The 14,295-nt window shown below is 64.2% G+C and carries 11 protein-coding genes and 1 tRNA gene; 7 read left to right on the top strand and 5 right to left on the bottom strand.

Features of this window, described 5'->3' with window-relative positions; all coding sequences use genetic code 11:
* Window positions 1-220 precede the first annotated feature (220 nt).
* The 3 genes from AACH00_RS17325 to AACH00_RS17315 form a co-directional block, all read right to left on the bottom strand.
* A complete protein-coding gene (locus AACH00_RS17325) occupies window positions 221-1,981 on the bottom strand; it encodes a UvrD-helicase domain-containing protein (RefSeq protein ID WP_341400430.1) in 1,761 nt (586 codons plus the stop codon).
* Window positions 1,982-2,200: 219 nt separating this feature from the next.
* Window positions 2,201-4,150: a tyrosine-type recombinase/integrase gene (locus AACH00_RS17320; RefSeq protein WP_341400429.1), complete on the bottom strand. Its 1,950-nt coding sequence runs from the start codon at window positions 4,148-4,150 to the stop codon at window positions 2,201-2,203.
* 78 nt (window positions 4,151-4,228) lie between these two features.
* A tRNA-Gly gene (locus AACH00_RS17315) sits at window positions 4,229-4,302 on the bottom strand.
* Between the two features lie 102 nt (window positions 4,303-4,404).
* Between AACH00_RS17315 and trmB the strand changes: the two genes are divergently transcribed.
* Window positions 4,405-5,196, top strand: a complete 792-nt coding sequence (gene trmB / locus AACH00_RS17310; protein ID WP_341400428.1) for a tRNA (guanosine(46)-N7)-methyltransferase TrmB — start codon at window positions 4,405-4,407, stop codon at window positions 5,194-5,196.
* 9 nt (window positions 5,197-5,205) lie between these two features.
* Here the strand turns inward: trmB and AACH00_RS17305 are convergent, their stop codons facing one another.
* Both AACH00_RS17305 and AACH00_RS17300 read right to left on the bottom strand, forming a co-directional pair.
* Window positions 5,206-6,039 carry an undecaprenyl-diphosphate phosphatase gene (locus AACH00_RS17305; RefSeq protein WP_341400427.1) on the bottom strand — a complete coding sequence of 278 codons (834 nt, stop codon included), beginning with the start codon at window positions 6,037-6,039 and terminating at the stop codon, window positions 5,206-5,208.
* Window positions 6,040-6,118: 79 nt separating this feature from the next.
* Window positions 6,119-6,703 (bottom strand): DUF1439 domain-containing protein, encoded by a 585-nt coding sequence (locus AACH00_RS17300; protein WP_341400426.1) that lies wholly within the window; start codon window positions 6,701-6,703, stop codon window positions 6,119-6,121.
* Window positions 6,704-6,770: 67 nt separating this feature from the next.
* Here AACH00_RS17300 and AACH00_RS17295 point away from each other — a divergent pair, with 67 nt between their 5' ends.
* The 6 genes from AACH00_RS17295 (at window position 6,771) to AACH00_RS17270 (ending at window position 14,284) form a co-directional block, all read left to right on the top strand.
* Window positions 6,771-7,412 (top strand): TetR/AcrR family transcriptional regulator, encoded by a 642-nt coding sequence (locus tag AACH00_RS17295; protein ID WP_341400425.1) that lies wholly within the window; start codon window positions 6,771-6,773, stop codon window positions 7,410-7,412.
* A 15-nt stretch (window positions 7,413-7,427) separates the two neighbouring features.
* Window positions 7,428-8,633, top strand: a complete 1,206-nt coding sequence (locus AACH00_RS17290) for an efflux RND transporter periplasmic adaptor subunit (RefSeq protein WP_341400424.1) — start codon at window positions 7,428-7,430, stop codon at window positions 8,631-8,633.
* Between the two features lie 13 nt (window positions 8,634-8,646).
* Window positions 8,647-11,787, top strand: coding sequence for an efflux RND transporter permease subunit (locus tag AACH00_RS17285; protein WP_341400423.1), 3,141 nt, complete (start codon window positions 8,647-8,649; stop codon window positions 11,785-11,787).
* A 69-nt stretch (window positions 11,788-11,856) separates the two neighbouring features.
* On the top strand, window positions 11,857-12,510 hold the full coding sequence (locus AACH00_RS17280) for a protein-L-isoaspartate O-methyltransferase family protein (protein ID WP_341400422.1): 654 nt from the start codon (window positions 11,857-11,859) through the stop codon (window positions 12,508-12,510).
* On the top strand, window positions 12,510-12,845 hold the full coding sequence (locus AACH00_RS17275; RefSeq protein ID WP_341400421.1) for a rhodanese-like domain-containing protein: 336 nt from the start codon (window positions 12,510-12,512) through the stop codon (window positions 12,843-12,845). Before AACH00_RS17280 ends, AACH00_RS17275 begins: the two co-directional genes overlap by 1 nt.
* Window positions 12,846-12,922: 77 nt before the next feature.
* Complete coding sequence (locus tag AACH00_RS17270; protein ID WP_341400420.1) at window positions 12,923-14,284, top strand: TolC family outer membrane protein; 1,362 nt, start codon at window positions 12,923-12,925, stop codon at window positions 14,282-14,284.
* Window positions 14,285-14,295 lie beyond the last annotated feature (11 nt).

Raw genomic sequence — 14,295 nt, 5'->3', positions numbered from 1 at the left:
CAGGCTAGTTTGCCACCAACGTGGGCGGGACAACGAAATCGAATGCCGTTCGAATGAAAAGCGCGTCCGCCCCGCCCAGTTGAGCGAACTCTGCGAACGCAGAATCACGGCAAGCCAGGTTGTGGACATCGGCCAAGTGCTGCTTCTCAACGAACCGCCAACATCAGGCATGCCGACGATCGAGGCTCGAAGCACGTCCAAGCTCCTGCAAGCCATGTGCTTACCTGCCGAAAAAGGCCTTAAATATTGACTCCATCAAGCTTGGAGCATCCCCTTTGGGCCTCACTCTTTGGGCTGTCGAATGCGGCTTAGGCTGCTCTTTGGAGGAATTCGCCGCCCGTGTGGTTGTTGGATCGGCAGACCCTGAGCCGCCGCCCGAGTGAGCGGGATTGCGGGTGTCACCACTCTTTCGAGCCGTCTTCGCGATCGAAGGCACTTCCGGCTTTGGTGGTTTGGGTGCCGTGTATGTCGACTGGTGCCGAGCAGAAGCTTCTTGAGGATCGCTGGCGGGCTTCGCGCGCGCCCTCACGCTGGGCTCGGCCTCCGGTACAGCCCAAGCCCGCGCCATCGCAGATGGAACTATCAACATTTGCTTCGGTCGCGTACAGGCTACGTAAAGAAGCCGAGCGGCCTCGGCATCAACGACCATTTTCGGCGAGCCCTTGACAGAGAACTTGGCGGGCTTGAAATCAGAGTACAACTCAACCGAGGCCCATTCACGGCCCTTGGCTTTGTGCCCCGTAGTAACCACAAGGGCAGCATCCGACTCGGATTCAGCAACGGACTGCAACGCCTTGATTAGGTTGACCTCGCCCTTCTGGTTGACGATCTTCACAAACGTTCTCAAGGACTCGCCATCCTCCGATTGGCTAAAGGTCACAACCTCGTCCCAACTTTGGAATCCAAAGAGGTCCGGAGTGTCAGCAGGTTGAAAAGACTTGAGACGCGTCACATCCTCCAGCATGCGAATCAAGTCCCCTACGCCGCCAATCACATACGGCCGCATGTACTGGTCAAGAGCGTTCAGAACCACTTCAATGACGCCAACGTTGGTTCGGCAGAGGACCGCCCTGGCGCTGCCGCTCGTGGCGACAGAACTTTGAATTGCGGGATTCCCCCGCAGTGCCAGCGGCTCCTCGAGGTCGGCCAAAATCTGATTGGCAACTCGCGCAATTTCTGGACCAAACCGGAAGGACTGCGTCAATGCGGACTCAGCCTCAGTTTCAATGTTCGCCATGGCGTTTACGGCACCACGCCAAGCATATATCTGCTGATGACGATCCCCCACAAGCGTCAATTGTGCCTGCTGAGATTTCAAGACTGATAAAACCGCCCCGTTCGTATCCTGTGCCTCGTCAAGCAGAATGTAGTCGTAGTGCAATTCAGGCCGGCTGAGAGACCAAAGCTTAAGGTAGCCATCATGCCCCAAGGGCGCAACGTCATTCGCATCGCTCATGCGGCCCCACAAATGCCGAGCCATACGAGTGACGTAAGTCGAAAAGACTTTCGCATCATTGGCGCTCATCTTTTCCAACTTCCCAGTCATCGGGACGTGTCGGCGCGTAATTTCGTCACTTTCGCTTTGACAAAACCGCTGGACTGTTCGCGCTGTGAGGTATCCGAGAGTTCTCGGCGTCAGCAGAACATCAGCAACATAAATTTCCTCAAGATTCAACAGCTGGGCAACTCGATTGCCCTGCAAGGCGTCGAAGAGCTTGGCTTGATTGTTGCGAAACTGAGGAGGTAATGAGCGTAGCGCCAACGAATGCGTGGTGCGGCAATCGACGGTCTTTGGAAACCTAGAACCCGCCTCCAAGGCAATGCTGCGATTGAACGCTAGGTAGACACCGGACTTTGTAGTCGACTTGCCGATCTCTGTGAGCGTAGTCGTCTTACCAGCGCCGGCGAAGGCGCTGATCTTCAGCGACTTCGCATACTTGAATAGCTCTACCGCGGATTCCTGCTCACTAGTCAGCGCCATTGCTGCTCCCAGTTGGGGCGGTCAAGAACGACCGGCGATGCCCAATGAAGCCTAGTTTAAGCCCTCAAAAGATGACAAGAACACCTCCCGAAATTGAAGTAGTTCTTGCATGCTGGCAATGACGCCCCCAACATGGACCGTTAAGCAGTAACCGCGCGACAGCTTGAAGCACGTTGATGAGACAAATTGGAGCACCCGAGACACACGCTGCTCATCGAATCACCTGCTTGCGGGGATACGGGCTGCGGCCTTTCGCTTCAGCGCGTGCTCAATGGCCTTCAATCCGGCAGCTTGATCAAAGCCTGAAATCTCGGCCAGCGCAAAGTTCATCTTTTGAATCGCGGGGCATACATCGTCAGGGACTTGATTCTTCATGTAGGGCAGAACGCCGCCCGCCACTCCACGCTCGTGGCCTGTGATCTGAACAACCACGCTAGGTGGAATTTCAAAGTCGTTGGTCGCGCGAGTGATAAACGTGTGACGGAAGGAATGAAAGGTCTTTCTGCCGTCACGCTCCCAGCCCAGCCGGCCCAGGTAGGCGCTGAACCACTTAACTGCAGCCTTGGAGTAGCCTTTGGTTGAGTCGTACTTCAACTCCGGGAACAACCGATCGTAGCCCTTGCCCTGAAGCGCAGTACGCCACTCAATCAAACCCAATTGAATCAACAGGGGGTGAAGTGGCACGTTACGTACCGAATTACTGTTTTTCACCGACTGATCATCAGCTCCGTCGTTGATGTCGATGTACCAGACACCAGCTGGGGTCTGCTTGATGTCGGTGAGTTTGAGCTGACACAGCTCGTTGATACGGGCGCCGGTATGTAGCCCGAGCAGTGGCAGCCAGTAGTAGAGGGGCATGAACTCCCTGTATGTACCGGCCAGATTAATTTGCCCTCGACCGGTCTTGAACCAGCTTGCCGAAAAGATGGCGTGCAAGTCATCGTCGGTGAAAGCGTCTCGGCTGTCCTGCTTGCGGTGCTTTCGCTTCTTTGGCCCAGCATCCTGATTAGCGGACGCTTGAACAAGGCCGTCAGCAGGATCCGCCTCGATGAGCCTCTCTTTGCTCAGCCAGGCAAAGAGGCCGGCGAGCCAGCCCATCCGCTTTCGTTGTTCCAGCTCTGAGATGCGCGGCCATTTCGAATCCACAACCTCAATTGCAGCGGTGATTGATTCGGCGATCTCTGGATGTTTGTGACGAAGGAGGTGCAACTTGGCTGGCACCTTCGGGAGGTACTCGTCCCGGTACGTTCTCAACATGTCCCGCGTCACTGCAGAAACCAATGGATCACCCATGAGGTCTGCGAACAGGTTGCAGGCATCGCGCAGACGCCTGGTGCGGTCTTCAGCGCAACCAGTCGAGCGCTCGCTCATGTAGCGCTCAGTCGCGTCCGAGACGCGCATTCCCTTGGCGGACGGTACGCGTCTGGCAGCAACAGCTCCCTCCTTCAAGCGCTGGACTTCCAACAGCTGCTCTGGCTTGACTGAGGCCAGCGTCACAACACGGAGGGCTTCAACTTCGGCGACTGCCAACTCGACTGAAGAGCGACGAAGTTCGACGGGGCGATCCGGCGCGAAAACATGGCCAGGGCGCGTCGGAAGGTCAAACAAGACCAACTGTGGTGTTGCTCGCGAAAGCAGCGCCGACGCGATCTCTGCGCATGATCGAACCCGCAGAACGCCTGTGTGTTGAACAACGACCGCGTTCACCGGCATGTGCCCCGACGCAGGAACAACGAAGACCTCTCGATCTCCTTCGTGCTCGACTTCAAGGGCTGACTGCGGCAGCACGTGCCCGGTAACTGCGGTCAGCCGGGCATGCAGCGTCAGGCGGCCCTCAGAGCCCTTGCGGAGCAGCTCTTCCTCGGTGAACCCCGCTGCCTCCGCGGCTTCCGGAAGCGAGAGGTAGCCAGCACCCTCAAGAAGTGGCGAGCCAAGGCTGAGACGTTCAATGTCCATTCGTTCGATACCGCTCAAGGCCAGAAATCTCTGACGCCAGTGAGCCATGGTTCCTGCAGCGACCGCCTTGGCAACGCCAGGCGTTCGAGAGCCTGTCGAGATGTGAATTTCACCTTTGCCAACGAACCGGCGCAGCCGTTCAGGCACAGTGATGCGAACGACGTAGATGCCGCTGCTTCGACGATACAAATTTGATTTTTGGGTCACTGTCACTCCGACTTTGTAGGAGTGCCCTGTAGCGACCGGGTGCAAGGACGGATTCCGATTGAAAATCAATCACTTGCAGAGATGTGGAGCGGGCGAAGGGAATCGAACCCTCACTATCTGCTTGGGAAGCAGAAGTTCTACCATTGAACTACGCCCGCACTGCGACGCATTCTAGCGGGGAAAGGTGCGGCTTCCGGGGCATCGGGCACAATGCGCGCCCTGCCCGCTCGCAACCTTGACGGGCCCAATTTGCGCCTTCCATGACCGACACGCCCAACGCCCCCCTGCCCGACCACGACGAGCCTGCCGACGACAACGGCCTGGGCGCAAACGCCAAGGAAGGGGCCACGGAAGCCGCCACTGAAGCCGCCACTGAGGGCGCCGCGCCGCGCCGCAGCATCCGCAGCTTCGTGGTGCGCGCGGGCCGCATGGGCACGGGCCAGATCAAGGCACTGGAAGAGTTGGGCCCGAAGTTCGTGCTGCCCTACCAGGCCTCCTTGCTGAACCCGACCGATGTGTTCGGCCGTCAGGCGCCGGTGGTGCTGGAAATCGGCTTTGGCATGGGCGCCGCCACGGCCAAGATCGCCGCTGCGCGCACCGACACCGATTTCATCGGCGTTGAAGTGCACACGCCGGGCGTGGGTGCGCTGCTGAAGCTGATCGGTGATGAGGGCCACCAGAACCTGCGCATCATCCAGCACGACGCGGTGGAGGTGCTGGAGCACATGATCGCCCCGGACAGCCTGGACGGCGTGCATGTGTTCTTCCCGGACCCGTGGCACAAGAAGAAGCACAACAAGCGCCGCCTGATCCAGCCAGCGCTGGTGAAGCTGCTGGCGTCGCGCCTGAAGCCGGGCGGCGTGCTGCACTGCGCGACCGACTGGGAGCCGTATGCCGAGCAGATGCTGGAAGTGCTGTCAGCCGAGACCAGCCTGGCCAACACCGCCGATGGCTACGCGCCGCGGCCAGACTACCGGCCCCTGACCAAATTCGAGGCCCGCGGCATTCGCCTGGGCCACGGGGTGTGGGACCTGCTGTTCAGCCGCCGCTGAGCGGCCTGCTCAATCAGCCCAGACGACGGTGCCGGTCCACCAGGTGGCCAGCACCAGCAGGCCGAAGGCGATGCGGTACCAGGCGAACACCGTGAAGGTGTGGTTGGCGATGTAGCGCAGCAGCCAGCGCACGCAGATCCAGGCGCTGATGAACGACACGACCAGGCCGACGGTGAACATCGGCACGTCGGCCATCGACAGCAGGTGGCGCTCTTTCCACATGCTGTAGGCGCCGGCGCCGACCAGCGTCGGAATCGCCAGGAAGAAGCTGAAATCGGTGGCCGCCTGGCGCGACAGGCCGAGCAGCATGCCGCCGATGATGGTCGAGCCTGAGCGGCTGGTGCCGGGGATCATGCCCAGGCATTGCACCAGGCCCACCTTCAATGCGTCCAGTGGCGAAAGATCGTCCACCGTGGCAATGCGCGGGGCCGCTGCAGCGGCGGTCGGCCGGCGTTCCACCCACAGGATGATCAGGCCACCCACGATGAACGACGTGGCCACCACCGGCGGCGTGAACAGGTAGGCCTTGATGGTCTTGTAGGCCAGCAGGCCGATGACGGCGGCGGGCAGAAAGCCGATCAGCACATTCAGCACGAAGCGCTGCGACGCGCGCTCGCTGAACACGCCCGTGGCTGCATCACGCAGGCGCACCCAGTAAACGATGACCACCGCGAGGATGGCACCGGTCTGGATGGCGATCTCGAACACCTTGGCCTTCGCATCGGCGAAGTTCAGCAGGGAGCCCGCCAGAATCAGGTGGCCGGTCGACGAGATCGGCAGGAACTCGGTCAAGCCTTCCACCACGCCCATGACGGCGGCCTTGAGCAGCAAAATCAGATCCAACAGGGACTCCCAAGCGCAAATTTGATGCGGCGCATCATAAACGGCGAGGCCCCTGAGGCGGCCGCAGGTTCGGGGGATTTCAAGTGGCTCGGCGCGCCACCAGCGTCAGCTCCAGCGCGTCAGCCGTGACGCGGATCTCGCCCGGCTCCACCCCTGCGCGCGCCAGCCGCGCCTGTTGCTGCTCACTCAGCTTCAGCAGCGGCGCGTCCTCCAGCAGCTTTTCCACCAGCAAGGTACCCACCCGCTGTGCCTGCATCAGCACACCGCCCTGGTCACGCTCCAGCCGCACCGATTGCACCGTCACGCGCCGCAGGCGCACGGTCTGATCCGACGGCTGATAGCGCAGCGCGCTGTCGAGCACCATCTCGCCCTGCCAGCGGCGGCCGTCGCCCTGGCGCTCAGCCACGCTCAGGCGCAGCGCGGTTCGCAACTGTTGCTGGTCGCCCAGCAACTGCACCTGCGGCGCGCTCAAGGTCAGCGACCACAGCCCCAACACCTGGCGCTCCTGCGGAAACCGGCTCGCCAGCAGCTGGTTCAGCTCGTCCTCGCGCCAGCGCAGCGTGGGCGGCACAAGCAGGCTGGCGCAGCCGGCCAGCCCGACGGGCAGCGCGCAAAGCAGGCCGCGGCAGACGACTCTGCGCTGGATCAGTACCTTCCCGGTCATAATACCCCCTATAGTATTGACGGCATCCCCGCCACTGTTAGCATTACTGACCGATCAGTCAGTAATCATGCCCAGCCCGTCCACCCGACAACGCCGCAAAGACGCCCGTCCGCAGGAACTGCTGGATGCTGCCATGGCCCTGTTCGTGGAAAAGGGTTTCGCGGCCACCAAGTCTGAAGAAGTGGCGGCGCGCGCTGGCGTGTCCAAGGGCACCTTGTACCTCTACTTCCCGAGCAAGGAAGAATTGCTGAAGGCCGCGATCCGCCACACCTTGTCGGCCGACATCGCCGCCGGTGCGCAGATGGCGGAGGCCCACACCGGCAGCTGTTCCGAGCTGCTGCAGGACGTGATGAGCGCGTGGTGGCTGCGGGTGTACAGCAGCAGCAGCGCCTGCATCTTCAAGCTGGTGCTGACCGAGGTGCGCAACTTCCCCGACATCGCCGACTTCTACCTGCGCGAAGTCATCGAGCCCGGCACCGCCGTGATCACCCGCATGGTGCAGCGTGGCATCGACGCCGGCGAATTCCGCCCGGTCGATGTGACCGGCACGGTGCATTCCATCGTGTTGCCGATGATCATGCTGTGCGTGCACAAGCACTCGCTGGGGGCTTGCCCGAACATGGAGGCCTCCCTCGGCGATCCGGAACTCTTCATCCGCCAGCACATGAGCCTGCTGCTCGGCGGACTGCGCCGCCCCGCGGCGACCTGAACCAAGAAGCAGCCCATGAAAAAACCTGTGATCTGGGCCGCTGGCCTGTGCGTGGTGGCCGCAGCCGCCTGGGTGGCGACCCACCGTGGCGGCAATGGCGCGGCCACCGCTGCCAGCGCACCCGCCACCGGAACCGACAGAGGGGCAGCGAGTGCACCGGCCATCGCCACCTTGCAGCTGGCGGCTGGCGATGTGACCAGCGTCAGCCGGGCCACCATGCAATCGAGCATCGAGCTCAACGGCAGCTTGAAGGCCCGGCAGTCGGCGGTCATCAAGGCCAAGGTGGCAGGTGAATTGAAGAGCCTGAGTGTGCGCGAAGGCGACGCCGTGCGCGCCGGCCAACTCCTGGGCCAGATCGACCCGACCGAGTTCGACCTGCGACTGCGACAGGCCGAGCAGCAGGCCGAAGCCGCGAAGGCGCAGCTCGATGTGGCGGAACGCGCGCTGGCGAACAACCGTGCGCTGGTCAACCAGGGCTTCATTTCAACCACCGCGCTGGACACGGCGGTGGCCAATGCCAACGGTGCGCGCGCCAGCCTGCAGGCCGCACAGAGCGCGACCGAGCTGGCACGCAAATCACGCAATGATGCGCAGCTGCTGGCACCGTTTGCCGGCTGGGTGGCGCAGCGCCTGGCGCAGCCGGGTGAGCGGGTGCCGCTGGACGGCCGCATCGTGGAAATCGTGGATCTGTCGGTGCTCGACCTCGAAGCCGCCATTCCGCCGCAAGACGCTGCCGCCCTGAAGATCGGCGCCAAGGCCCTGCTCGAGGTTGAAGGCCAGGCCGCCCCGGTGGCCGCCAAGCTGGCGCGCATCAATCCGAGCGCTGCGGCTGGCAGCCGCACCGTCTCGGCTTATCTGGAAGTGATGGGGCAGCCGGGCCTGCGCCAGGGCTTGTTCGCGCGGGGCCGCCTGATGACGGGTGAGCGCGAGGCGCTGACCGTGCCGACCTCGGCCATCCGCATTGATCAGCCGCAGCCCTACCTCATCGTCATCGACGAGACCCAGGTGGCGCGGCAACGGCCGGTCACGCTGGGCGTCACGGGCCTTGTGCAAGGTGTGCCGGTCACCGAGGTGCTCACGGGCGTGAAGGACGGCAGCCGCGTGCTGGCCGGCCGCGCCGGTCTGGTGGCCGACGGCACGCCGGTGCGGGCGCCTGCAGCGCCATCAGCCCCCGCGTCGTCGGCCAACACCGCGCCAGCAGCCTCCACGGCTGCCCGCTGAGCAGGCCCGCACCATGTGGTTCACCCGCGTCTCGATCAGCAACCCGGTGATGGCCGTGATGGTCATGCTGGCCCTCGTGGTGCTGGGCAGCTTCTCGCTGCAGCGCCTGAAGGTCGACCAGTTTCCGAACATCGACTTTCCGACCGTGGTGGTGTCGATCGACTACCCGGGCGCCTCGGCCGAAATCGTCGAGAACGAGCTGACCACCAAGGTGGAAGAAGCCGTCAACACCATCGCCGGCATCAGCCAGCTGACCTCGCGCAGCTACGAAGGCACCTCGGTCGTGATCATCCAGTTCAACCTGGAGCTCGACGGGCGCAAGGCGGCCGATGACGTGCGCGAGAAGATCGCACTGGTGCGCTCCAACTTCCCTGACGAGGTGAAGGAAGCGCGGGTGCAGCGGTTCGATCCGGCCTCACGCCCGATCTGGAGCCTGGCGCTGACCTCACCGGGTGGCGTGCGCAGCCCGTCCGAGCTCACCACCTGGGCCGACCAGGTGGTGAAGAAGCGGCTGGAGAACGTGCGCGGCGTGGGCTCTGTCACGCTGGTGGGCGGCGCCCGCCGCGAGGTGAACATCTACCTCAAGCCCGACGCGCTGCAAGCCTTCGGCCTGGGCGCGGATGCCGTGCTCAACACGGTGAAGGCCGAGACGCGCAACCTGCCGGCCGGCACCTTGCGCGGCGCCGATACCGAGCGCATCGTGCAGATCGACGGGCGCTTCACCAGCCCGGCGCAGATGGGCGAGCTCATCGTCGCGCGGCGCAATGGCCAGCCGGTGCGCCTGTCGCAGGTGGCCGACATCGTCGACGGCCCCGAGGAAGTCGAAAGCCTGGCGTTGTACAACGGTGAGCGCACCCTGGCGCTCGACGTGTTGAAGGCCCAGGGCGAAAACACCATCGACGTGGTGGACGGCCTGAGCGGCGTGGTGGCTGACTTGCAGGCCCGAGCCCCTTCGGGCATGACCCTGCAGGTGGTGCGCGACAACTCGCGCCCGATCCGGGTCTCGGTGAACAACGTGCGCCGCACGCTGATCGAAGGTGCGGTGCTGACCATCGGCATCGTGTTCCTGTTCCTGAACTCGTGGCGCTCCACGGTCATCACCGGCCTGACGCTGCCGATCTCGCTGATCGGCACCTTCCTGTTCATGCACGCCTTCGGCTTCACGATCAACATGATCACGTTGATGGCGTTGTCGCTCTGCGTGGGCCTGCTGATCGACGATGCGATCGTGGTGCGCGAGAACATCGTTCGGCATGTGCAGATGGGCCGCAGCCCGCACGACGCCGCGCTGTTCGGCACCCAGGAAATTGGCCTGGCCGTGCTGGCCACCACGCTGTCGATCGTGGCGGTGTTCCTGCCCATCGGTTTCATGGGCGGCATCATCGGCAAGTTCTTCCACGAGTTCGGGCTGACCATCGTCTCGGCCGTGATGATCTCGATGTTCGTCAGTTTCACGCTCGACCCGATGCTGTCGTCCGTCTGGCATGACCCGGCCATCGACCGCGAAGGCCAGCCCTTCGTGCCACGCAACCTTTATGACCACACGCTGGGGCGCGTCACGCACTGGGTTGACCGTGGCTCGAAGGCCTTGGCGCGGGGTTACGAGCGTGCACTGAGCTGGTCGCTGACGCACAAGGGCAAGACGCTGCTGATCGCCCTGTCCACGCTCGTGCTGGCGGTGCTGCTGGTGGGCAAGCTCGGCACCGAGTTCGTGCCCAAGGCCGACTTCTCCGAGACCACCGTCAGCTTCTACACCCCGGTGGGTGCCAGCCTGGAAGTGACGCGTGAGCGCACCGCGCAGGTCGACGCCATCCTGCGTGAATTGCCGGAGGTGCGCTACACGCTGGCCACCATCAACACGGGCCAGGCGCTGGGCCGCAACCAGGTCAGCATCTATGTGCGCCTGGTGGACCGGAAAGATCGCAGCCGCAGCGTTGATCAGTTCTCCGAGCCGCTGCGCGCACGGCTGGCCAGCGTGCCCGGCATCACCGTCACCCACGTCGGCCTGCTGGATGCGGTGGGCGGGCAGAAGCCCATTTCGCTGTCGATGCAGGGTCAAGACCTTGCGCAGTTGCAGAAGCTCTCGGCACAGCTGTCGAAGGACCTGCAGGCCATTCCCGGGCTGGTCGATCTGGACACCAGCATGAAGCCCGAGAAGCCCACCGTGGCGGTGGATGTGCGGCGTGACGCGGCGTCCGATCTGGGCCTGTCGGTGGCCAGCATCACCAGCCACCTGCGCAACCTGGTGACGGGCAGCGTGGTGGGCCAGTGGCGCGCGCCCGATGGCCGCAACTACGACGTGCGTGTGCGGCTGCACCCCTCGCAGCGTGAAGATGCAGCTGACCTTGCCCGGCTGTCGCTACTCGCCGGAACGAACGCCGATGGTTCAGCCCGCATGGTCAGCCTGCCGCAGGTGGCCGATCTGCGCCCGTCGACCCTGGCCAACCAGATCAACCGCCGCGACATGAACCGCGAGGTCGAGCTGACCGCCAACACCAGCGGCCGCGCGCTGGGCGAAGTCTCGGCCGACATCCGCACCCTGCTGGCCAGCAAGCCGCTGCCACCGGGCTACAGCTACCGCTTCGGCGGCTCGGTGAAAGACATGCAGGAATCGATCGGTTATGCGGTGTCGGCCCTGCTGATGGGCGTGATCTTCATCTACATGATCCTGGCCAGCCAGTTCCGCAGCTACCTGCAGCCGCTGGCCCTGATGAGTTCGCTGCCGCTGACGCTGATCGGCGTGGTGGGCGCGCTGCTGATCTGGCGCTCCACCCTGAACATGTTCTCGGTGATCGGCGTGGTGATGCTGATGGGCCTGGTGACCAAGAACGCCATCCTGCTGCTCGATTTCGCGATCCGCCTGCGGGCGGACGGCATGGAGCGCTCAGCCGCTCTGCTGCAGGCCGCCCATGTGCGGCTGCGTCCGATCCTGATGACCACGCTGGCCATGGTCTTCGGCATGGTGCCGCTGGCCTTCGCCCTGACGGAGGGCTCCGAGCAGCGCGCGCCCATGGGCCAGGCGGTGATCGGCGGCGTCATCACCTCGTCGGTGCTGACGCTGGTGGTGGTGCCGGTGATCTATTGCTACCTCGACGATCTGGCCCGGTGGGCACGGCGCCGATTTGGCACTCAGCACAGGGGTGAACCCGCATAAAATGAAGGGTTGATTCGAGCGCCGCCGTCCTGTTGGCAGCGCTTCAGCCCACCCCCGAAGGACACCGAGATGAACATCGAACAAGCCCGCTTCAACATGATCGAGCAGCAGATCCGCCCCTGGGATGTGCTGGACGCTGGCGTGCTGGGCCTGCTGGCCGCCGTGAAGCGCGAAGACTTCGTGCCCGTGGCGCAGAAGGCGCTGGCCTTCGTGGACGCCGAGATCACCCTGCCGGAAGGCCAGACCATGCTGGCCCCGCGCGTCGAGGCCCGCCTGCTGCAGGAAGCCAAGGTGCAGCGCCATGAGAAGGTGCTGGAAATCGGCGCCGGCTCCGGCTTCATGGCCGCGCTGCTGGCCCACCGCGCCCAGCATGTGTTCACCGTGGACAACCGCCCGGCCCTGGTCCGCATGGCCACCGACAACCTCAAGCGCGCCGGCCTGAGCAACGTCACCGTGCTCGAAGCCGACGGCCATGCCGGTCTGCCGTCCGAAGGCCCGTTCGATGTGATCGTGCTGTCGGGCTCGGTGGCTTCGGTGCCGCAAGCCCTGCTGGACCAGCTCAAGGACGGCGGCCGCCTGATCGCCATCGTCGGCGCCCTGCCCGTGATGCGCGCCACGCTGTTCACCCGCCAGGCTGCCGGCGCCTTCAGCCGCGTCGAGCTGTTCGACACCGTGGCCCAGCGCCTCGACGGCTTCGCCGAACCCACCCGCTTCAGCTTCTGATGAACACGCTGCACGTCCAGGAACTGTCATCGTTTCTTCAAGACGAAGCGGCACGCTCACCCGTGCTGCTGGACGTGCGCGAAGCCTGGGAAGTGGCGCTTGCGCCACTGCAGCTGTCGGGCGTGACCACATTGCACATCCCCATGAACCAGGTGCCGGCGCGCCTGGCGGAGCTGGACCCGCTGCAGCCTGTGGTCGCTTTTTGTCATCACGGCATGCGCAGCGCGCAGGTCGTCGCATTCCTGATGCATCACGGCCATGCCAGCGCGTACAACCTCGCCGGCGGCACGGATGCCTGGTCCGTCCACGTCGACCCCTCCGTGGCGCGTTACTGACCCTGCGCTGATCGCGCACGCCAGATGCCACCCCGACAACCGTTCACTCATTGATCCCAAGCCAGAGGAAAGCCTCCATGACGCATCTCCACCGCTCCCCGCTGTTCCGTGCCGCCCTGCTGAGCCCGCTGGCTGCCGCCGTGATGGCCCTGAGCGCACCTGCCCAGGCGCAGAACCTGCAGACGCTGTATGAAGCCGCCCGCGGCTTCGACGCGACCTACCTGGGCGCCGTGGCCCAGGCCGATTCCGCCCGCGCCAAGGCCGACCAGGCCCAGGCGCTGATCCTGCCGAGCGTGGGCCTGAGCGCTGGTCTGAGCCGCTCGGAAGCCGACACGCCGTACTCGTCAACCCGGAGCACTGACACAACGTCGCGCGCCATCACGCTGTCGGCCCAGCAGAGCCTGTTCAACCGCACCAACGGCCTGACCATCGACCAGGCCGAGCGCGCCGTGTCAGTGGCGCAAGCCCAGCTGGCCGCGGCAGAGCAAGACCTGATCGTGCGCGTGTCGCAGGCGTACTTCGATGTGTTGGCTGCCACCGATGCGCTGGGCACGGTGCAGGCCAACAAGAAGGCGGCGGCCGAGCAACTGGCCTCGGCCAAGCGCAACTTCGAAGTGGGCACCGCCACCATCACCGACACCCGTGAAGCCCAGGCCAAGTACGACCTGGTGCTGGCCCAGGAACTGGTCGCCGAAAACGACCTGCGCGTGAAGCAGCTGGCGCTGGAGCAGACCGTCGGCCAGAGCGGCCTGAAGCCGGCGCCGCTGGCCCTGCCGGTGGCCCTGCCGCCGGTGCAGCCCGCACAGATCGACACCTGGGTGCAAACGGCTGACGACAACAACACCTCGGTGCGTCAGGCTCGCCTGGCCCTGGATGTGGCCAAGCTGGAAACCGAAAAGGCCCGCGCCGGCCATCTGCCCACCGTGGGCCTGACGGGCAGCTACGGCAAGAACAAGGTGTCGGTCAGTGGTGACACGGCCGTGGCCCCCTACAGCATCTCGGGCACCGGCACCAACGCCGCCGTGGCCGTGACCCTGAACGTGCCGCTGTTCGCCGGCTTCGCCACGCAGAACCGCATCAAGGAAACGCTGCTGCTGGAAGACAAGGCCCGTTATGACCTGGAAGGCGCTCGCCGCTCGGTCTCGCAGGGCGCACGCTCGGCTTTCCTGGGTGTGCAGTCCGGTCTGGCGCAGGTGAAGGCGCTGGAAGCCGCTGAGTCGTCCACCAAGCTGGCGCTCGAAGCCACCCAGCTGGGCTACAAGGTGGGTGTGCGGGTGAACCTGGACGTGCTGAACGCCCAGACCCAGCTGTTCCAGACCCAGCGTGACCTGGCCAAGGCCCGTTACGACGTGGTGATGGGCGGGCTGAAGCTGCGTCAGGCGGCTGGCCAGCTGACCGCGCAGGACGTGCAGAACATCAACGCGCTGCTGGCGCGCTGAACCTCCGGCGC

This window comes from Ideonella margarita (genome assembly GCF_038066635.1).
GTDB lineage: Bacteria > Pseudomonadota > Gammaproteobacteria > Burkholderiales > Burkholderiaceae_C > Ideonella > Ideonella margarita.
This window is presented reverse-complemented; position numbering and strand designations above follow the sequence as displayed.